Here is a 19856-nt window from a genome sequence, read left to right as displayed (position 1 = left end):
TCGTCGGCAGCGTCAGATGTGTATAAGAGACAGATTTTAAGTGATATTGTAATTGATTTAGACACAGACTATATTTATATTCCTAGAAGGTAAAAGAAACTACTTTATAATAGAGCGTTTCTATACGAATTATGATTTAGACAAAAATTTAATAATAGAAGTGAATGCCCAAGTATAAATCGTAAATAGAGTAATAATATACATCGTAAATTCAAAAATAGTCAGCTTTCTCTCACGTTTTATATTCTTTAAATATCTATAAAAGAAAAATGAGCATAAAAGCATTAGTAATAAAGACATTTGATATAAATTTTCTACTACAAGAACTGCCATACACTTCCCCCCATATAAAATATATAAACTATACTTAAAGGATACCATTTAACAGGAATTATTTACCAACATTTTTATAAAAATCTATAATTCTTAAATAAAAAAGAGCACTCCTACAAATGAGTGCTCTTAAAAAATATTAATCTTGATTTGAAACATTCTCTTCGAAGTATTTCCCCCAATCTGGTCGTCTTCCATCCATATCTGTAAATCCATACTCCCTTCCTAATTCCCATGAGCTTAGCGCTCTTCCCATTTTTTCATGAACATTTGGATCGCTTGCTAAAACTGCTACTGCTCTTCCAACAAAGAAAGGAGTTTCTGATGCAATAAAATGAGGATCTTGTTTTACTCCGTCTCGCCAATTCTCCTCTGTTACACCAAATATATCTAACATCGCTTCTGAACGAAGGAATCCTGGACTAACTGCAACTGCTGTTATATTGTGTTGTTCTAAATCTTTCGCCATTGCTTCTGCTAAATGAATTGTTGAGATTTTTGCTAAACTATAGTATAAATTTCCTCTGTATTGATAGTCGACACCATCTGTAATTTCAATTACAAGTCCCTTTTTATTATTTACCATTAAGGGTACACCGTAATGACTTGTCATTATATGAGAATGAACAGCTCTTTGTTGCATGAGTAGTCCGTTATGTAAGTTGTGTTCCCAGAAAGGTTTCTCCCATTCCGTTAAAGGATCGCCGCCCCAAACATCATTTACTAAAATATCAAGCTGTCCATTTTGTTCTTCTTGAACCTTTGTAAATAATGCTTTAATATCTTCTTCTATTGTATGGTCAACACGAACTGCGATTCCGATTCCGCCATGCTTTGTAACAAGCTCTGCCGTTTCTTCAATCGTTTCAGTTCTTCCCATACAGGATAAATTCCCTTTAGTACTTCTTCCTGTTACATATACAGTTGCACCCGCTTCACCAAGCATCATCGCGATTCCTCTTCCAGCACCTCTTGTTGCTCCGGCCACAACTGCTACTTTACCTTGTAATGGTTTCATGTGATTCTCCTTCATTTTTATCACTAAGTTTAATTATTTTTGGTATATGCTCACTATCATATTTTTTCGTATAGATTTCTCCATCAGGAGTAACAAATTGTAACGTAATTTTACCACACACGCCATTGATAATTTCAAATTCACCTTGTAGATTTGAAATAGCACGCTCTTTACTTTTAATGGAATCTTCATAAATTTTCACATTAGATATAGGTTCGTTGTTATGATCCACTATAACACCTCTCGAATACATAGCAACTGCTATACATTTGTCACTTTCTTTATTATTTATAATAATTACAAGTGCTCCAATAACTATAGTAATACATACAAACAAGGCTATTATTTTTCGTTTCATAACAAACCTCCTTATACGTATTATTCTTTTTTAAATTGAAAATCTAGACGTCCCAATTGTTTTACTTCCTCAATTACTTTGCGAATACCTTCTTCAATCTTATCTTCCTTTACATTCGATACGTTTAACTTCAACAACCTTTCTTTATGAAAATCATTTAAATAATTTCTATCAATAGAATCAATACTTATTTGATTTTCACTTAATTTTTTTATAAGTATTTCCGTCACTATGTTTTTTTGCATTTCTAAACAAGTGTGTATTCCCAATGTATTTTGCTTATTATATGTAAACAAAGATGGGTTTTCATTTTGCATTTTTTCTAATATTTCTGCTAGTTTTATTGATCTATTGTAGTATGAATATTTAATTTTACTTTTATGGCGTTCAAACATTCCGCTCTTTATATAAATTTCTAAAGCAGCTTGAGAAATCATCGGACTATCAATATCTAATATCTTTTTATATTTATGGAAATCATTTGCGATGGATGGCGGAATGACTGCAACTCCAACTCGTAAACCTGGAAAAATAATCTTTGAGTAACTTTTCAAATATATAACATGGTTACAATTATCTTGACTGTAAAAAGGATCTGCTTTTGAATCAGTCTCTAAATCTGCTAAATAATCATCTTCCACTATAAATACATTATATTTCCTCGCAAGTTGAATAATCTTTTCTCTCTCTTTTTTAGAATACGACGTTCCAAGTGGATGGTGAAACCTTGGTATTGTATAAAAGAATTTAATTTTTTCTGTTCGGAATATCTTCTCTAGTTCATTTAAATCTATCCCTTCATGTGTACGCTTTATTCCGATCACAGGGATCTTATTTATTTCTACATATTCAATATATAAATGATAACTTGGCTGCTCAATTAGTATCGTTTCGTTTTCATTCGGAAATGGTATAGAAGTTAATATAGCAAGTGCTTGCTGCACACCTGACGTTATAAATATATTATCTTCCTTCGTGAAAACTTGATAGTTTGCTAATTGTTTTTGAACAACCGAAATTAAAGATGGTAATCCTTTCGGTGTTCCGTATATAAACAAATCATTTTTATATGTATCAATCGCTTTATTAATACAATGTTGAAAATCCAAGTATGGAAAAACATCGGGATCTGGTGCTGAAGAAGCGAAATCAATTATCTCGTTATTCTCTATGTAACTTCCAGATTTTTTAACAACGTAGTATCCACTTTGAGGTACAGAATAAATAATATGGCGTTTTTCTAATTCGTGAAGCGCCCGTATAATTGTCGCCTTATTACATTCGTATTGCGTAACAAGTGCACGTATAGACGGTAATTTCTTCCCTTCTTTTATCTCACCATTTTGAATCATACTTTCTAGATCGTTCAAAACATGTAAATACTTATACATCATTACACCTCCTATATTTTTTGTACCGGTACAGTTTGTATTTGTTCACATTGTAGCACTAGATCAGAAGGATTACTATGTACGTATACTGGCCAGTAAGAAATTAACTACTATGAGGTGAAATTATGAAAAATACAACAAAAGCATATATATCAGCATTACTCTATTCATTTATTATTGGATTTTCATTTATGTTTGTGAAACTAGCACTAACCATTACGAGTCCTCTTGATACTCTGGCTCACCGTTTTACAGTTGCCTTCATGGCAGCAACCATTCCGGTTATTTTCGGTTTTGTAAAGTTAAATATTTCATTCAAAAACATACTTGCACTTTTACCACTCGCAATATTTTATCCAGCGCTATTCTTTGCTTTCCAAGCATTTGGATTAGTATATACAAGTTCTTCTGAAGCTGGAATTATACAAGCAGCTATTCCTATATTTACAATGATACTCGCTTCCTATTTTTTAAAAGAGTATACGAATACATGGCAAAAAACATCTGTATTTATTTCTGTCGTCGGTGTCATATATATATTTATCATGAATGGTATAGGAGCTCATGAAACGAACTTCATCGGCGTTATTCTCATTTTATTATCGGCATTATCATCTGCTTGCTACAATGTATTAGCTCGAAAAATGACAAAGAAATTCAAGCTAATGGATTTAACATACACAATGACAGCAATCGGTTTTATTAGTTTTAATGTCATCGCGATCATTGACCATATGAACAAAGGTACAATAACTGTATACTTTAAGCCATTTACAAATGGAACATTCCTTATCTCCATTTTATATTTAGGATTACTATCTTCCTTACTGACAGCATTGTTATTAAACTATTCATTATCTTATATTGAAGCAGCAAAAATAAGTGTTTTTAGCAACTTATCTACACTTATTACCATTATCGCAGGTGTTGTATTCTTACACGAGCAAATTGCCCACTATCATATTGTCGGTACACTTATGATTGTTCTTGGAGTAATAGGTACAAATTTTCTAGGCAAAAAAGGAATTATAGCGAAAAAGAAGAATACCTCCTTGAGTAAATAAAAAGTGAGGGGTAAATAATGCAGAACTCTAATACGATCGATATCCGTAATATACATGAGCTAGAAAACGAATTGTCTACTTTATTAAGTAAACCTATTTCTTCAGAAGAAGATTTAGAAAATTGGTTGAAAATACAGTCGAAATTAATATGGAAAATCGAAGAACAATTAAGATTACACTATATTGCTTTTCAATGTAATACCGATAACAAAGAAATAAAAGATAGGTTTGCATTTGATCAACAATATGTAAGGCCTCTTTTGAAACGTTATCAAAATTCATTTGATAATAAATATTTAGAATCACCATTTCGAATGCTACTTGATCCAAAAACTTATAGCATACTAGATAAAAAAATAAAAAATGCAAAAACATTATTTTGTGAAAAGAACATTGATTTAGAAGTGAAAGAAGACAAATTAGTAACCGAATACTTCGAAATCACAGGGAGTTTAACTGCGATATGGGATGGCGAAGAAAAAACGATAACTGAATTACAATCATATTTACAAGATCCTAATCGAAATATACGTAAAAAAGCAAAAAGACTTATCTCAGAACAGTTTTTGTCTGTTGAAAAAGATCTCCAAAACATCTTAAATAAATTGATTGAAATACGTCATCAAAAAGCAAAAAACATTCAACTAGATAATTATCGTGATTATATGTTTAAAAAATATGAACGCTCTGATTATACGGCTGATGATTGCTATGAACTTGCTGAATCTGTTCGTAAATACGTTGTACCACTTATTGATAATATATTTAATGAGAAAAAAGCTGAACTTCAAGTAGATACACTTCGTCCATGGGATCTAAAAGCAGCCGCACCAAATCAAAAAGTATTAAAACCCATTGAAGACGAAAGTGATTTAATCGAAAAAAGTTCTCATATTTTAGAAAAACTAGACCCAGAATTTTCTGCATTATTGAGCCGTATGCATAAAAATGATTGCTTAGATTTAGAAAGTCGTAAAGGAAAAGCACCTGGAGGATTTTGCGAACACTTACCTGGTTCTCAATTATCTTTTATTTTTATGAATCTCAATCATACACATTATGATGTTACTACTTTCCTCCATGAAATGGGCCATAGTATTCATAATGAATGTATGAAGCAGCTAGAGCTACAAAAATATTTAGAAATCCCTTCAGAATCAGCTGAGCTAGCCAGCATGACAATGGAATTATTTTCGATGGAGTATTGGGATACATTTTATGAGAATACAGAAGAATTTATAAAAGCAAAATTAGATTTCTTTAAAGATATTGTTAAGTATTTACCACAAATGATTATCGTTGATCAATTCCAACATTGGATGTATGAAAATCCAAATCATACTGCTAAAGAAAGAAATGAAAAATATTTAGAATTACATAACACTTACCAATCGAATGTGGTAAATATTGAAGGTTATGAAGACTGGATAGCAACTGGCTGGTTACCCGTACTACACATATTCGAAATACCATTCTATTATATCGAATATGCAATCGCGCAACTTGGTGCATTGCATATGTATAAACAATATAAAGAGAATACTAAACAAGCACTACAAAATTATAAAAAAGCATTATCTCTAGGTAGCTCTGAATCCTTACCAGAGGTATATGAAGCAGCTGGAATTCGTTTTGATTTTTCTAGTGAGACAATAAAAGAATTAATGGCATTTGTAGAAGAAGAATTAAATTTACTTGAACAAATATAAGTAAAAAAGATGCACCTATACTTTTAGGTGCATCTTTTTTACTGTATTCTCTTCTAATTAGTTTCAATTTTCATCTCGTTTTATTAATAAGCTCTATATATTGTAGGTCCCCATATCCTATTGTTGGAAAAAGATTAAACAACCTTTTTAATAACTCTTGTGTTGGTAAACCTTTATTTTTGGAGATATACTTTACTACTACATTATTTTCTTTTAGCATTTCTAAATATAAATCTATCGCCTGATACATTACAGGTAGTACCTCATGAGATGGCTTTTTATGATTTACTAGAACTTCATTGTAAACAGAAAAATAGTTCCCTAATTCAAGTTCAATTTGACTAACTTTAAATTCATCCTCTCTGAAGCTATTTAAATATACTTTGCCCTTATAACCAGACTGTTCAAGGTAAGAAAGTACTGTAAGTAGATTCATTTGGCAAAACATATCTTCACCGAACCATAAAACAATACATTTATACTCTTTCTTAAAAAGATTCTCTAAAGGATGAATAACCTTTTTCATATAATTTTCTACAGTACCTTGGTGCCCTTCTGCCCTTGTTTTAATAAACTCATCATCAAAAATCTGTGCAGTAGTCGCATTTACACACATAGCTTCATTAAATGGAGCGTAATCAGACTCCCCCATTAGTTTTTCACTTTTAAATTCTTCATACATAAATTGACCATTTAATATGTTTAGTACATCTTTATCAAACAGCTCACTCTTCACATTTCGTAACTGATCAACTTCAATTTTTCTAGAAAAATTCATTCTATCCCACTCCTTGCCATCATTGATTGAGAGTTTAATAAATGATTGAACCGGTATTTTGTTAAGTTGGAATTTTCCTGGGGTTATACCAAAAACAGTTTTAAATGCTCTACTATAAGCCTCTTGCGAAGAGTAACCGTAATCAAATGCGATATCAATTATCTTTCTATCATTCGTCAAATCTTCCGTTGATAAATACAATCTTCTAAGAAGAATATATCGTCTAATACTTATCCCTGTTACTTGATGAAATTTAAACGAACAGAAGTAAGGAGAATATCCCATATAATTAGATAATTTATCTAATGAAAACTTCTTTTTTAAATTGCCCTCAATCCATTCAATCATTAGCTGTATATGTTCATTCATTTATCTCCCTCCTCACTAATAATTATAAGAAGTATCCAATTCTTTCTTTTGATATTTCTTGTGATTTATAACATTAACCACCCTCTAGAACCTTTAATTATCATATGTAACTAATCATTTCATATTTTTTCAGCTATCTCATTTTGCCATACATTTACTTAACTTTCCAATAAAGTGAAACTTTAATCAGTGGGGGTTTGCTCCTCCCCACTAATTATTATCCCATACTAATCGGGCGTTCATGGGATAAATCTTTTTTAAAGGATTCTACCAAATAAAACACGAAATTTGTAAGTTAAGGAACTAGTAGTTTTGTGAGTGAAAAATTTATGTTTGGAAAGGAAGTTAAAATGAATAATATAGAAAAAGAGATACTTAAACTAATTAATAAACTATATCCATTGGATTTTATTGAAATGACACCAATAACAAATGAAATGTATCAATGTCTCACGGCACAAGGTACCTACTTCATTAGAATTACAAACTATAAAACATATGAAGAGCAGTTAGAAGAAGTTACATATACGAACTTTTTATATCAAAAAGGCTTAGGCGTCCCTCCAATCATACCTTCTTTAAGGGGGAATTTAGTAGAGAAAATTACATTAGACAAAGAAGTATTTGCTGTATTATATAAAGCTGCTCCTGGTATACATTTACCAAGAAACGACTGGAATTCTAATGTATTTAAAAAGCTTGGTCAACAAATTGGAAAATTACATCGTATATCTAAAGACTTTGAAAGAATTCAACCGGTAAATCATATAAACGACTGGTATGAAAATGAAGAGTATAATTTTCTTAACTATATCCCTAAAGAAGAAACTACTATAAGAGAAATTGCATTTGACGTTTTAGCTTCTATAAAGGAACTGCCAAAGAATCCTTCAAATTATGGCTTAATTCACGGAGATTTATGGTTAGAAAACATATTAGTCGAAAATAATTCAAATTTAACAATGATTGATTTTCAAGACTGTGAGAAACATTTTTATATATTCGATTTAGCGGTTCCAATCTATAGTGCGATAGAATATTCATTCGTGGGGAATGGTAACATAGTTGACTATGAGAGTTCTATTACAAAAGCAATAGTTGAAGGATACAAAGAGGAAAATGATTTACCTAAAGAGATGCTAGACCAGATACCATTGTTTACTAAATTAAAAGAGATATTCGAATATAACTTAATGCATATGTATTGGGATAAAGAAGAATTAACTGAGGAAGAAGTACGGATAATGAATCTTTATAGAATGAAGATCGAAAATAATCATTCTTTCATTAACATCACTTGACACTCCCACCCCTAAAGGGGTCAGCTGACTAATGTCAGTGGGATTCTTGCTGCCAAAGGCGAAGTCCATTTCTGGTATCGCTGACGTACAAGGTTGCAATGTGCCATTACCACTCCCACAACAGACCGTTTAGGTTCGTGGGCTACGGTACTGTGACCATACCGTACAGATTGTTGGTTCTCAAATGTTTTTACGTCTTTTGCATGACTATAAATAACGTATACCATGTTTTGCTATGCAGAAACGCTGCTTTCATCCCACGTCTAAAGACGGACTAAAGTCCTGCGTGGGATGAAAGCAGCGTAAATTCTGTAATTACTAATTTTTTAGAAAAATTCTATATTTCCTCTTTTATAAATTGATTTTCCTTCCCATGTCTTTTCTTAATTAAAATAGCTTTATACAAAGATGCTATACCTACTACAGCAAATATAATGATTATAGGAATACGAACAATATGTGGCAGGTAGCGAGGCAGAAAGAAAAGACGAACTTTTTCATCTACACTAAATATCTCAAAAATTAACGGTATTATACTTTGATGAATCAAAAAAAAGATCCCCATAAATCCTAACAGAACAACAACAGCAAGTTTTTTCTTAGGTAATTCAGCCGCTATTCTGTTATTTTTCTTTTTGTTATCATCACGCAATATTTTCATGCCACTTTTCATTGCAAATAGCAACTCAGGGCCACTTTTTTCAAGTTTTAAGTAAGCAATTCGACCAAGCCCCCAAGCTAAAAACACTCCTGTACAAATACCAGTCAGTACACCTAGCCATTGTAAGAGCTCTATATGTAGTAATGTCCCAATCCATACAACTAACAAAGCGGGTATAGCTGTTGCTAATACCATCACCATCATTAACCATGTTGTTATAAACATTTTACTGGCACTCATATCATCACCTGAGATAACGGTTCCTTTTCCGCGACGATGAGGATCAGTTATTGGGATTAAGTTAAATACAGAAAACATCATAATAAGACCTGCAGCTCCACCGAGTAATGCCGGAATTATTGCAAATACCCAAGGATAAACGAAAGTAAGTCCGCTATAAATAGTGAAAATAATTGTTGTTAAAATTGCAATCGGGCCAATAGCTATCAACCAAGCAAATTGACGACCACACACATCAATCCGTTCTGCGCCAGGCGTCGTTAATGTTAACCATAATGCACTCCCATCAAACCCATATATATTGCAGGCAAACATACTTGTGAAAACAATCATAATTACCCCTGCCCAAGGCATTAAATACGATATATGAGCGCTTGTAACTAAAATACCATAAAACACTCCTATCCAAATACCCATCCGGAGGAAACGGCCTCGTTGTGGATCTCTTGCCCAACTTTTTAATTCTTTAGTAATTATTGCTCCAATTTTCGTTTCTGAAAAGATTCGTAGAGCTTTTCTATGTTTATTAGTAGTAATCGTAACTTGGATTTTCTTAGTATCCTTCACTGTATTTTTCATCAGTAATGTCGTCCATATAAATAAAAGCAGTCCGCATAATATTGTTAAAACAATTAAAAAAACAAAAGCTAATAACCAATTGGATTGAATAGCAAACTCTACAGCAAGTATCGCCCAACTAGACGGAAACATGTAAAGAAATGTAGGTTCGTTTAGTGTTTCCCCATTAATAGCAGGAAGTGCATACCAGCCTACATTTAAAAACGCAATGATGAAACCAAAGAGCATTGCTCCCAATTCCATACCTATTCTTGATTTCATCGTCTCACCAATAATACTAGCTACTACTTTTGATAACAGCACCACAAATATTAACTGTAAAATAATTGCTGGAACTGCAACTATAGTTGCATATAAGCTAACCCTAGCTGCGTAAATTAATAATCCTACGTAGGCTACAAGACTAACAAGTGGTCCTAATCCTATAAAAGCTACAACGAGTAACGCCCTAGCAAGTTTAAATGAAGTGAGTGGAAGCAGCGCGAAATATTCAGGACGTAACATTCCATCTCCCCCAGAAAGAAGCGGGCCCAAAATCCACCCTACTGTCCACAGAGCGAATACCACATATAGGATACTTTTTGAAACGTTATGTTCTGTAGGATAAAAAGAAAAGAGCACAATGGTTCCAATTGCAATCAATAAACCAACTATTCCTGTAATAGTTAAAAGAACTACTTTACCACTATTCATTGAATTTTTTAGGATTGATAACTTCATTCGAATCAAAACACTAACCAAGATAGTTCTCCTCCTTTAACAGCAGGAATGCCTACTAGCTGAACGAAAATGTCTTCGAGCGTTTCATCACCGCAAACATCTTCCATTGTTCCTGAAGAAACCACTTTTCCTTTGGAAATAATTGCAACGTGATCACAAAGTTGTTCAACTAACGCCATGACGTGACTTGAAAATACTACTGAACCACCAGAACTAACAAATTTCTGTAAAATCTTTTTAATTGTAGTTGCAGAAATAGGATCTACCGCCTCAAATGGTTCATCGAGAATGAGTAATTTCGGTGCATGGAGGAGTGCAAGTGCAAGACCAATTTTTTTACGCATGCCAGTAGAATAATTGATAACTAGCGTTCCTTCAGCATTATTCAATTCTAGTATTGTAAGTAATTCTTCTGTTCGTCGATTAACTTCTTTGGCACTCATTCCCCTTAACAGGCCCATATATGTTAATAATTCGCGACCAGTAAGTCTTTCCGGCAAGGCCAATCCATCTGGTAATACCCCGATCAATGTCTTTGCTTGTGTCGGATTTCCCCAAACATCAACCCCAAAACTTTAGCGTTCCCGCCATCTGGTCGTAATAAACCAACAGCCATCGACAACGAAGTAGTTTTTCCTGCCCCATTAGGGCCAACAACTCCATAAAAAGATCCCCTCGGAACAGTTAAATCAATATGATTGACTGCAATAAACTCGCCGAATTGTTTATACAGCTTCGAAATTTGTAGCGCGGGAGCAGATTCCTCCCATTCAGGTTCCCCTGAAATCGATTCAAAAGATTTCATAAAATGGATTCCTCCTTTGCAAATTTAATATCTGATTGTAAATCTCAATACCTTTACTCATCGGTTTGTATTGCTAGAACGTATTTAATTTAAAAATTAAAATGGCGAAAGTTTTTCTTTAATTACAATACTGTGCTACCAGATCATTCAAATATTCAATGTTTGTAGCAGATACATTTTCAGATATTCTAGCCGCAATAATAATAGGTGCCCATTGAAAAATCTCATTTCTTGATATTCGGGTATTCCTGCAATATATATGTAAATACATTTCAGCTAATTCTCCAGAAGATTGTGAGTACAACAAGTATGTTCGAAACACATCTGCTCGAATATCACCTAAACTAGCATCAACCCAATCTATAGCTTTCACATAATCATTACTCATAATTAAATTAAACGGATGAAAATCACCATGACATAATCTTGGTTCAAACACGATTGAATCCATTTTGCTCAATATATTCTTCTTTTGTTTCTCATCTAGATTTTGAACAGATTGAATTTGACGATAAAGTCTCTCTTCCATCTGTTCTATTTCATCCGATCTTACAGAAATAGCATGAATCTTTTGTTGTTCATTAACACACATACTTATGTAATGCTCCGCTTCACTTAAATTATTTAGCAGAAGCTCACCAATACTTTTCCCTTTTACATATTCCATAATAATCGCTTGTCTACCTTGTATCTCTGTAACTTCAAACACTTTAGGAACGTGTAAACCACGTGAATATGCATACTTCTGTTTTTGTGCTTCATATAGAGATTCTGTATTAGGAAGGTATTCTTTAAATAATTTCACAACTTTATTATTACAAAGGTAAATTTCAGCAGTATTTCCTTTTGCTATCGGATTTCCCAAATTCAATTCATTTCTCTCCTTACAGTAAATTAGGATAACGCCTTATACTCCTCTATAAATTCAGTGTAATTATGCTGAAACCCTTCTTCATGTAAATGCAAAAAACCTACCACCTCCTATAATTATATAGAAAGTGGTAAGTTTAATTTTCTAGGAGTATCTGAATGAAACTCCGGTGTATGCAAGATTGAAAATTTATACCCATGTTGTATAAATAATACTTCATTATGTTTACTTTCAAATGGAACACTATTTTTCTTAAATTTATTTTGGATTCGTTCTAAAAATGCTTGATCAGATGTTCCGAAAGAAACATGTACTTTCGGTGGTAAAGCTTTCATCGCAATTGGAATCCAGGGCCTCTGCCACCAAGTCGCAACAATATATGCAGTGCCACCAATAACAAAGTTGAAAATATCCCCATCTTCCATCGTTTTCATATCTAGATTTGATTTCAACCATTCTGTAAATACAGGTACACTTTTAACCGGAAGACCAATTTCCCTTACGTATAAAATGTTTAACGGTGAATGGAGGACTAATACATCCTCTTTAACATAACTATGTGCGATAATTTCGAGAAGATTCCCATCTCCGTCTTTAAAGTATAAATTGAATAGACCGTTCTCCTCACCAATTGTATTTCCATCTTTCCATTTCACAATGAGTAATCCAGATCCTTCAAGCCATCTTGCTGTTTCATGAAATTTTGAATATGGAATCTCAAAAGCGAAATGCGCAGGTGCAATTGGTTCATACACTTCCTGAAAACTAATTGTTGTGTATGGCGTTACTTCAAATTGAATAAATGATGCTGTTTCTTTTTTTATTGGAAAAGATAATATATCTCCGTATACTTGTTTTACTCCTTCTATAGAAACAGTTTGTAGTTTTATATCTGAAATGTGTGTAATCATTATAATAAACCTCCAAATTCATTATTTCTATTAGTATTGTATTTCAAAAACTAACAGGAAAAATCCATCTGGAGATTGAAACTTTAATTAACAAACTACTACTTTTGTATTAGAACAGTTAAGTTAACATTATCGGCTAATGCAATAAAATCTTAACTTCAAGCAGTTTGCGTTTTAGTACAAATAATTGGTATGAACGACCACATCAAGATATAATGAATAATATCTAAAGCTAAAAGGAGTGTTGTATTGTGACTCAAAGAATTTCTTACTATGATGCTGCACCTGATGCTATGAAAATTATGATGGACATGGAAAAGTACACAAAACAATCAACGATTAATCGAACGACTAGAGAGCTTATTAAAATTAGAGTTTCTCAAATCAATGGCTGTGCTTACTGCATAGATTTACATACATCTGATGCGCGAAAAATGGGAGAGACTGAACAAAGAATTTATTGCTTAAGTACTTGGGATGAATGTACTTTTTATACAGCAAAGGAAAAGGTCGCTATTGAACTAGCTGAGCATATTACACTTATTCCTACTAAAAGAGTTCCTGATTCCCTATATAAACGAGTATGTGAACATTATGACGAAAAACAATATATCGACCTTGTCTTGATTATTAATCAAATTAATAGTTGGAATAGAATTTCTATCGCAATGGGAAATACACCGGCTAAAAAATAACACTCTAAACAAACAACTTACTTACTCTATACGTTATTTTTTATTACATACGCTTCAAAAAGGTTGATTCTTATAGATTACAAGAATCAACCTTTTTAAGTTATATTTGACTTTACCAATGTTTTCTTATTTCTTCTACTATAACTTTTGGATAATCCCAATATAACAGATGGGTCGAATTTGGGATTAGTTTTACTGTCGCTCTTGTTCTCTCACTAAAAATACTCGCTGCCTTCCTTCTATATTCATCCCAAATTTCTGGTACTGTAGCACGGAGTAATATTATATTAGATGGTAACTCCTCATATATATCCATAGTACCGTTTCACAACAAACATCCTTAATATTTCGATTTTTAGATTTATACTATACTTATTTCTATTATTTTCAAGTTTTCCCTGCATTTTTTCCCTACAAAAAAGCTGCCTTTCCTTAAACGAAAAGCAGCTTTTACACTAAAATACCTTATGATTTAACAGCAATAATCATAAACCTTTTCGAATTCGTACGAATACCTTTTTTAGAACTATTAGTGTCAATGAACTTTTGTAAAATATTAAAATCCTCCTCCACTTCTCCGAATCTAGGAATAATAGGAGTATGTTTTAATAAGAAAATGAGATCTTCAGGCGTACTGTAATAATCAGTAACATCATATTCACGTACTTGGGCGAGTTCAAATCCTGAATTAGTCAGTTCACTCACATATTTTTCTTTTAAAGTACCATCTCTTTCACCTAAACATTGCCCTCTTCCAAATGCTTCTTTTAAATTTAATTTATCATGTTCACTAACTTGTTGTGTTAAGAAAAAAGCACCTTTTTTTATTACTTTTGCCAATTCAGATGCTACAAACGGCGCATGACAACTTGAAGCAATATCAAAATAAGCATGCGGAAACGTTAAAGCTTCAGAATCCATTTGAAGAAATTCAACGTTTTGTACACCTGCTTTATTCAAATTAGAATGTGCTGTTTTAATCATTCCATTAGAATTATCTATCCCAATCAGTGATGCAGCTGAAGATGCTATTTTTAATACATTTTCTCCTCCACCTGTGCCAACATCAAGTAGAATATGTGATGGTTTACATTTTTCTTTCACTTCACTATAAAAGTCCCAAGTGTCTCCTACAGTCTCACATTTTAGCTTACTAAAATCCCAGCCGTTTTCACTTCCCACTTTATCATAAAAGTTTTTGTACTCTAATTCATTCATTTTATTATTTCCCCTTTGCTAAAATGTATTAAATGTTTATGATGATCATTGAAATAGACTCAAAGTTAATACTTTCGTAAATCTCCTTTTATATCTGATACGCATTTTTTCAGCCCCGAACAACTAGTTACTTCGAACAGTATGGTATTTCATCCCTCCTACCTCAGTTGGAGGATTATATGTATAATAGCCTTTAATAGTATTATATATTATGAAATATAAATTATTAATACTATTTCTACATACCACATAAAGTTTACATAATAATATTATATTTTATTTTTATCGATATATTCTAAATGTCCTCTTCCCCAACCACACATACTATCCAAAACAATACTGACTGTTTTTCCATGTTCAGTTAAGCTATATTCCACTTTAGGTGGTATTTCTTGATAAATCTCGCGTTTTATTAGTTGATCGTGCTCTAGTTCACGAAGCTGCTTCGCTAATGTTCCTTGAGAAATGTCTGGTATTAATCGCTTTAATTCACCAAACCGTTTCGTTCCATCTGTTAATAATATAAATAAAATGAGTGGCTTCCATTTACCCCCGATTATTTGTAATGTTGCTATTACCCCTTTTAATTTCGGTTCCTCTAAATTCATTTTCCTCACCACTCCCCCCAGTAATTTTTTATATTATGTATCCGTACAATAAGCGATTAGTACGAAATTCGCGACTAAGTACATATAAAGTGCGTACTTTTCAGTAGTAATTTTTTAACGAATAATAAAATTAACACAACTTATTTTAAATCTTATATTAAGGGAGATGTTTAATCATGTCTATTACTGTATTAAAAAATAAACATATCGTTATCATTGGCGGGAGTTCTGGTATTGGATTAGCAACAGCAAAACAAGCAATTGAACAAGGTGCACATGTTATTATTGCAGGACGCTCGGAAGAAAAATTAATGCTTGCTCGAGAAGTAATAAATAACAACCATCTTCAAACTTATGTATTGGATAACCAAGATAAAAACCAGTTACAAGATTTTTTCAAGAAAGTTGGGAATTTTGATCATTTATTCACACCAGGAGCCTCTTACACACTTGGACCAATAACTGCTACGGATGATATCGCCGAAAGCAGCTTTATCGGAAAGTTTTGGCCTCAATATTATGCCGTAAAATATGCCATTCCTGTTCTTTCTAATTCTGGATCTATTGTGTTAATGTCCGGTGCATTTAGTCAAAGACCACTTAAAGGTGCACCTGCTTATGGAGCTTGTAATGGCGCTATTGAAAGCTTAGGGAAAGCTTTAGCTGTTGAATTAGCTCCAATTAGAGTTAATGTTGTTTCTCCTGGAACGATACGAAGGGAAAATGAACAAAACGAAAATAGACTAGCTGCTTATGAAGCTTATAAATCTCTTTCTATTGTACAGAGACCTGGGCATAATGATGAAATTGCACATACTGTCCTGTATTTAATGCAAAATGGCTTTACTACAGGCAATGTATTGTTTCCTGATGGAGGATACACATACCATTAAATTATTTAAAACAAAAGCCCCTTATTAAGGTGGCTTTTGTTGCTAATTTAGAAACTGCTGAAGTAATACAGGATCCTTTTTTGAAAGTTCTGCTAAAAATAAAAGTTGAGGAAAAGGTTGTAAGATTAACTCTTTATCCACTTTTTCTTTCAATATAGCCATTCCACCTTGCTTAATATAATCGTTTAGTGTTATTTCCTTTCTACAAATTAGCCTAATATCACTTACTGAAAGTAATAATAGTCCATTTGTTTCAGAAGATGGATTTGGCTCATTTTCTGAATGTGCAATATACATAATAGATAAAGTTTCATATGGACTATCAATAATTAATATTGGAGCGACTTCATTTTCTACTTTTATTTTCTTTGATTGTGCATTCCAATTCTCTTTGTAGTATGTACTTGGTGAACTCAATATAGTAATATCAATAGCAGCTTCTTCTTTCACTTCTCTTTTAGCGGTTTCTACTGCTGTCTCATTGTTTTCTTTATGGCCTCCCAGCCTTACTACACCTAATCTATCGCCTTTTCTTGTTGGACCAACTTGAAAAATAAATAGATTATTATAAAGAACATACGCGCCAGATGTTCTTACGTCTCTATTAATATCTATCAAAATTCCCCCTCCAAATCATTAAAACATTATGAAACACCACTATTTAGTTTTGCATGTCTACTAAATTTAATTTCTGGTCTGTTGCAACCCTTAAAAGGAATGTAATTTTTAGATTTTGGGATTTACATCTACTTCGAAACTCAACTTTATCTTAAATATTGACATTGTGTGAGAGTCAACTATTTTTAACAACTTAAATTATATTTCTTCAATTATTTACCCTTATACTTTCTTTCTCCTCAAGGCTATAAATATTGATATTAGTCCGTTCACAGCTAATAAAATTACTGTAATACTAGTGAGTAAAGCTACATCTGCTGCAAACAATTTAATCGTATGCCACGGTGAATTTGTGCAATAAATAAGAAGTTGGATTAAAATAATAGATAATAGTAGAAATATACTCCCAACGAACAGCCAAGTTAGTTTTTTACAAGTTTTCTTACGTTTATACTTTTTCACTAACATAATTGATGTAAAAATAAGTGAGAGTGTGACTATCGACATAACAATCTGTGTGAATGGTATGTTTTTAGGGATATCACCAGTTTTTTCCCCATTCAAAATACTAATAATCCCCTTTTTCAATACCGTTAATGCTGTTTCTTCTAATACATGATTTTTATTCGTTAATATCACGCCAGCCCAGCCACTTTTATTTAAAGTAAACATTTCTGCACGAGCATCAGACGTTGATCCTGAATGCCAAACCATCGTTTCGCTTTCATTTATATTTGTTGTTCTTAATCCAAACCCATAACTTTTTTCTGAATTTATTTTATAAAGCGGTGATAGATAAAGATCCATGCTTTCTTTCTTTAAAAATTGAGTGTGGTCTTGGTGATTCAAAAACATTATAAATTGAATCATATCTTCCAAATTCGCGGTAATATAACCATACGGTGCCCCAGCATTATCATAGGACACTACACTTTTTCTAGGTATACCAAACCAAGATTGATAACCTGTTAAATAGCCTTTTTCATATGCACTTTCTTTATTTGCCGCTGCGCCATTCATTTTTAAAGGCTGAAAAACATGCTTTTCTATATATGAAGAATATGTTTCATTTGTGACTGCCTCAATAAGGGCACCAAGTATCATATAATTTGCATTACTATATTGATACTTTTCCCCTGGTGGAGCATTTGATTTTACTTTTGAAAGTTTCATTACATTTTCCTTTAATGCTTTAGAACTCTTTAATTGTTTATCTGATAATGCTAAGCCTTCATATGTGTTTATTCCACTTGTATGAGTTAGTAGATGTTGGATTGTTATATTTGAAGTTGATTGTGTATCTTTTAGTTTAAACGAAGGAAGATGTTGTTGAACTGAATCCTCTAATTTTATTTTTTTATCTTCTATTAACTTGACTATAGCTAAAGCTGTTAAAGATTTACTTATTGAGCCAATCGCAAATGGGGTTTTACTAGTTACCTTTTTTTCAGACTCCCCAGTAATCCCCCATGTTTTTGTGAAGAATACATCTTTATTATGTACAATTGCAACGGAAGCTCCAGGAATGTTCTGTTCCTTTATAAATTTTTCAATATATTTATCTAATGTAACTTTAATATTTTGCTGAGCGTAAACTTTTGGATGTACGATACAAAACATTAATACATTACAAAGAATACAAATTAGAAATACTTTATACATGGTTTTCTTCATTATACTTTAGATAACTTTCTTTTTTTATAACTTACTAAGCTAATAAATACTACTGCAGAGAGCGTAAAACTAATCATTATTAATATAGAATTCCACCATTGATTCTCTGCTATACGATATAAAAGATTATAATTAAATGTATTTTTTCTATTAGTTCCGTTAAATGATTCAGTTAAAAATAGTGAAAGTGTAGTTTGTGAGATGAGGTAAGTAATAACTGCGATGAATATGCCACCTAAGATAAATGTGCTCGAATTTCTCTTTTCATTTTGAAGTTGTCTCATTTTAACTTGTAGGTCAATTTCACTTATTTCTAAAAAATCTTGAACAAATAATTGAGGCGTACCTAGGTCATTTATACTATCCTCTCCATTTTCACAACATTCTTGAATATGCTCTAATATTTGTTGCTTAATATTTTCCCTTTCTTCTAAGCTGATATCGTATTGCTTTAATTCCTTAAGTACGTCAGTTAAAAATTGCTTTTCTTTACCGTTTAATTCATTCCTCATTTCAGAAGGTCTCCTTTCAAACCACTTTTTAATAATGTTTGAATATCAGATTGCAATTCTAACCACTCATTAATTTTTTTCTCAAGACGTATTTTCCCGTTTTCATTAATTTCATAATAGATTCTAACTTTACCACTGTCTGTTACTTCTTGATAAGTATTTACCCACTCTTGATTTTTTAACTTAGTTAAAATAGGGTAAATACTTCCTACTCCTTTCAATTTTAAATTGTGTACTTCAAGTTCTTTCATAATTTCATAACCATAGCTTTTCTTTTTCGACAAAATAGATAACACACACATTTCTAAATGACCTTTAATTAAACTTGTTTTGTCCATAGGATAAATTTAACAGAAATATATACTTCATTCAAGTATATATTTCTGTTAAATTTAAAAAATCAGACAATAAAACAAAAAAGTTTATAAACACCAATTAGCATTCATTACCTTTATTTATCTCTAATCGTCACTTTTATAATATAATAATTACATAATATATCAATCGTTTATCCCTTTTAGTTTTCAATC

Annotated in this window: 21 protein-coding genes and 1 pseudogene; 5 read left to right on the top strand and 17 right to left on the bottom strand. The window is 32.1% G+C overall.

The window, feature by feature from the left end:
- Positions 1-129: 129 nt before the first annotated feature.
- The 4 genes from JDS80_RS24390 to JDS80_RS24375 all read right to left on the bottom strand — a co-directional run bounded on the left by JDS80_RS24390 (position 130) and on the right by JDS80_RS24375 (position 3100).
- Complete coding sequence (locus JDS80_RS24390) at positions 130-333, bottom strand: hypothetical protein (protein ID WP_071745995.1); 204 nt, start codon at positions 331-333, stop codon at positions 130-132.
- A gap of 139 nt (positions 334-472) precedes the next feature.
- Positions 473-1351, bottom strand: coding sequence for an SDR family oxidoreductase (locus tag JDS80_RS24385; protein ID WP_199640168.1), 879 nt, complete (start codon positions 1349-1351; stop codon positions 473-475).
- Positions 1332-1709 carry a carboxypeptidase regulatory-like domain-containing protein gene (locus JDS80_RS24380; protein WP_199640167.1) on the bottom strand — a complete coding sequence of 126 codons (378 nt, stop codon included), beginning with the start codon at positions 1707-1709 and terminating at the stop codon, positions 1332-1334. Before JDS80_RS24380 ends, JDS80_RS24385 begins: the two co-directional genes overlap by 20 nt.
- 20 nt (positions 1710-1729) lie before the next feature.
- A complete protein-coding gene (locus tag JDS80_RS24375; RefSeq protein ID WP_199640166.1) occupies positions 1730-3100 on the bottom strand; it encodes an aminotransferase-like domain-containing protein in 1371 nt (456 codons plus the stop codon).
- Between the two features lie 125 nt (positions 3101-3225).
- Between JDS80_RS24375 and JDS80_RS24370 the strand changes: the two genes are divergently transcribed.
- Both JDS80_RS24370 and JDS80_RS24365 read left to right on the top strand, forming a co-directional pair.
- On the top strand, positions 3226-4164 hold the full coding sequence (locus JDS80_RS24370; RefSeq protein WP_199640165.1) for a DMT family transporter: 939 nt from the start codon (positions 3226-3228) through the stop codon (positions 4162-4164).
- A 17-nt stretch (positions 4165-4181) separates the two neighbouring features.
- Positions 4182-5873 carry a M3 family oligoendopeptidase gene (locus JDS80_RS24365; RefSeq protein WP_199640164.1) on the top strand — a complete coding sequence of 564 codons (1692 nt, stop codon included), beginning with the start codon at positions 4182-4184 and terminating at the stop codon, positions 5871-5873.
- Between the two features lie 70 nt (positions 5874-5943).
- Here the strand turns inward: JDS80_RS24365 and JDS80_RS24360 are convergent, their stop codons facing one another.
- Positions 5944-7020, bottom strand: coding sequence for a helix-turn-helix domain-containing protein (locus tag JDS80_RS24360; protein ID WP_071772565.1), 1077 nt, complete (start codon positions 7018-7020; stop codon positions 5944-5946).
- Positions 7021-7349: 329 nt separating this feature from the next.
- Here JDS80_RS24360 and JDS80_RS24355 point away from each other — a divergent pair, with 329 nt between their 5' ends.
- A complete protein-coding gene (locus tag JDS80_RS24355; RefSeq protein WP_071746270.1) occupies positions 7350-8321 on the top strand; it encodes a phosphotransferase enzyme family protein in 972 nt (323 codons plus the stop codon).
- 337 nt (positions 8322-8658) lie between these two features.
- Here JDS80_RS24355 and JDS80_RS24350 read toward each other — a convergent pair whose 3' ends face one another.
- The 5 genes from JDS80_RS24350 to JDS80_RS24335 all read right to left on the bottom strand — a co-directional run bounded on the left by JDS80_RS24350 (position 8659) and on the right by JDS80_RS24335 (position 13108).
- Positions 8659-10542, bottom strand: a complete 1884-nt coding sequence (locus JDS80_RS24350; protein ID WP_199640163.1) for a hypothetical protein — start codon at positions 10540-10542, stop codon at positions 8659-8661.
- Positions 10527-11051: an ATP-binding cassette domain-containing protein gene (locus JDS80_RS24345; RefSeq protein WP_274605846.1), complete on the bottom strand. Its 525-nt coding sequence runs from the start codon at positions 11049-11051 to the stop codon at positions 10527-10529. The genes JDS80_RS24350 and JDS80_RS24345 overlap by 16 nt, the downstream gene beginning before the upstream one ends.
- Positions 11048-11326: an ATP-binding cassette domain-containing protein gene (locus JDS80_RS31965; protein ID WP_274605845.1), complete on the bottom strand. Its 279-nt coding sequence runs from the start codon at positions 11324-11326 to the stop codon at positions 11048-11050. The genes JDS80_RS24345 and JDS80_RS31965 overlap by 4 nt, the downstream gene beginning before the upstream one ends.
- Positions 11327-11444: 118 nt before the next feature.
- Positions 11445-12197 (bottom strand): aminoglycoside phosphotransferase family protein, encoded by a 753-nt coding sequence (locus JDS80_RS24340; protein WP_071745987.1) that lies wholly within the window; start codon positions 12195-12197, stop codon positions 11445-11447.
- 116 nt (positions 12198-12313) lie between these two features.
- Complete coding sequence (locus tag JDS80_RS24335) at positions 12314-13108, bottom strand: VOC family protein (RefSeq protein ID WP_071745986.1); 795 nt, start codon at positions 13106-13108, stop codon at positions 12314-12316.
- A 251-nt stretch (positions 13109-13359) separates the two neighbouring features.
- Between JDS80_RS24335 and JDS80_RS24330 the strand changes: the two genes are divergently transcribed.
- Positions 13360-13803 (top strand): carboxymuconolactone decarboxylase family protein, encoded by a 444-nt coding sequence (locus JDS80_RS24330; RefSeq protein WP_071745985.1) that lies wholly within the window; start codon positions 13360-13362, stop codon positions 13801-13803.
- A gap of 112 nt (positions 13804-13915) precedes the next feature.
- Here the strand turns inward: JDS80_RS24330 and JDS80_RS24325 are convergent.
- The 3 genes and pseudogenes from JDS80_RS24325 to JDS80_RS24315 all read right to left on the bottom strand — a co-directional run.
- A pseudogene (locus tag JDS80_RS24325) lies at positions 13916-14122 on the bottom strand (alpha/beta hydrolase); the annotation flags it as partial.
- A gap of 146 nt (positions 14123-14268) precedes the next feature.
- A complete protein-coding gene (locus tag JDS80_RS24320; protein ID WP_071745984.1) occupies positions 14269-15021 on the bottom strand; it encodes a class I SAM-dependent methyltransferase in 753 nt (250 codons plus the stop codon).
- A gap of 269 nt (positions 15022-15290) precedes the next feature.
- The gene (locus JDS80_RS24315; protein WP_199640171.1) at positions 15291-15629 is read right to left on the bottom strand and encodes a winged helix-turn-helix transcriptional regulator; all 339 of its coding nucleotides are present in this window, start codon (positions 15627-15629) and stop codon (positions 15291-15293) included.
- 176 nt (positions 15630-15805) lie between these two features.
- On the opposite strand from JDS80_RS24315, the gene JDS80_RS24310 reads away from it, so the two are divergent.
- The gene (locus JDS80_RS24310) at positions 15806-16522 is read left to right on the top strand and encodes an SDR family oxidoreductase (RefSeq protein WP_071745982.1); all 717 of its coding nucleotides are present in this window, start codon (positions 15806-15808) and stop codon (positions 16520-16522) included.
- Positions 16523-16564: 42 nt separating this feature from the next.
- Here JDS80_RS24310 and JDS80_RS24305 read toward each other — a convergent pair whose 3' ends face one another.
- From JDS80_RS24305 to JDS80_RS24290, 4 genes are all read right to left on the bottom strand, one after another.
- Positions 16565-17140 (bottom strand): NUDIX hydrolase, encoded by a 576-nt coding sequence (locus JDS80_RS24305; RefSeq protein ID WP_071745981.1) that lies wholly within the window; start codon positions 17138-17140, stop codon positions 16565-16567.
- 222 nt (positions 17141-17362) lie between these two features.
- Positions 17363-18814, bottom strand: coding sequence for a serine hydrolase domain-containing protein (locus tag JDS80_RS24300; RefSeq protein WP_199640162.1), 1452 nt, complete (start codon positions 18812-18814; stop codon positions 17363-17365).
- Positions 18814-19326, bottom strand: coding sequence for a DUF1129 domain-containing protein (locus JDS80_RS24295; RefSeq protein ID WP_071745979.1), 513 nt, complete (start codon positions 19324-19326; stop codon positions 18814-18816). Before JDS80_RS24295 ends, JDS80_RS24300 begins: the two co-directional genes overlap by 1 nt.
- On the bottom strand, positions 19323-19628 hold the full coding sequence (locus tag JDS80_RS24290; RefSeq protein ID WP_002192887.1) for a PadR family transcriptional regulator: 306 nt from the start codon (positions 19626-19628) through the stop codon (positions 19323-19325). The genes JDS80_RS24295 and JDS80_RS24290 overlap by 4 nt, the downstream gene beginning before the upstream one ends.
- Positions 19629-19856: the final 228 nt, after the last annotated feature.

This window comes from Bacillus cereus group sp. N8 (assembly GCF_016483685.1).
Classification (GTDB): domain Bacteria; phylum Bacillota; class Bacilli; order Bacillales; family Bacillaceae_G; genus Bacillus_A; species Bacillus_A proteolyticus.
The sequence above is the reverse complement of the archived record's forward strand: the minus strand, read 5'-3'. Positions and strand labels throughout refer to the sequence as shown.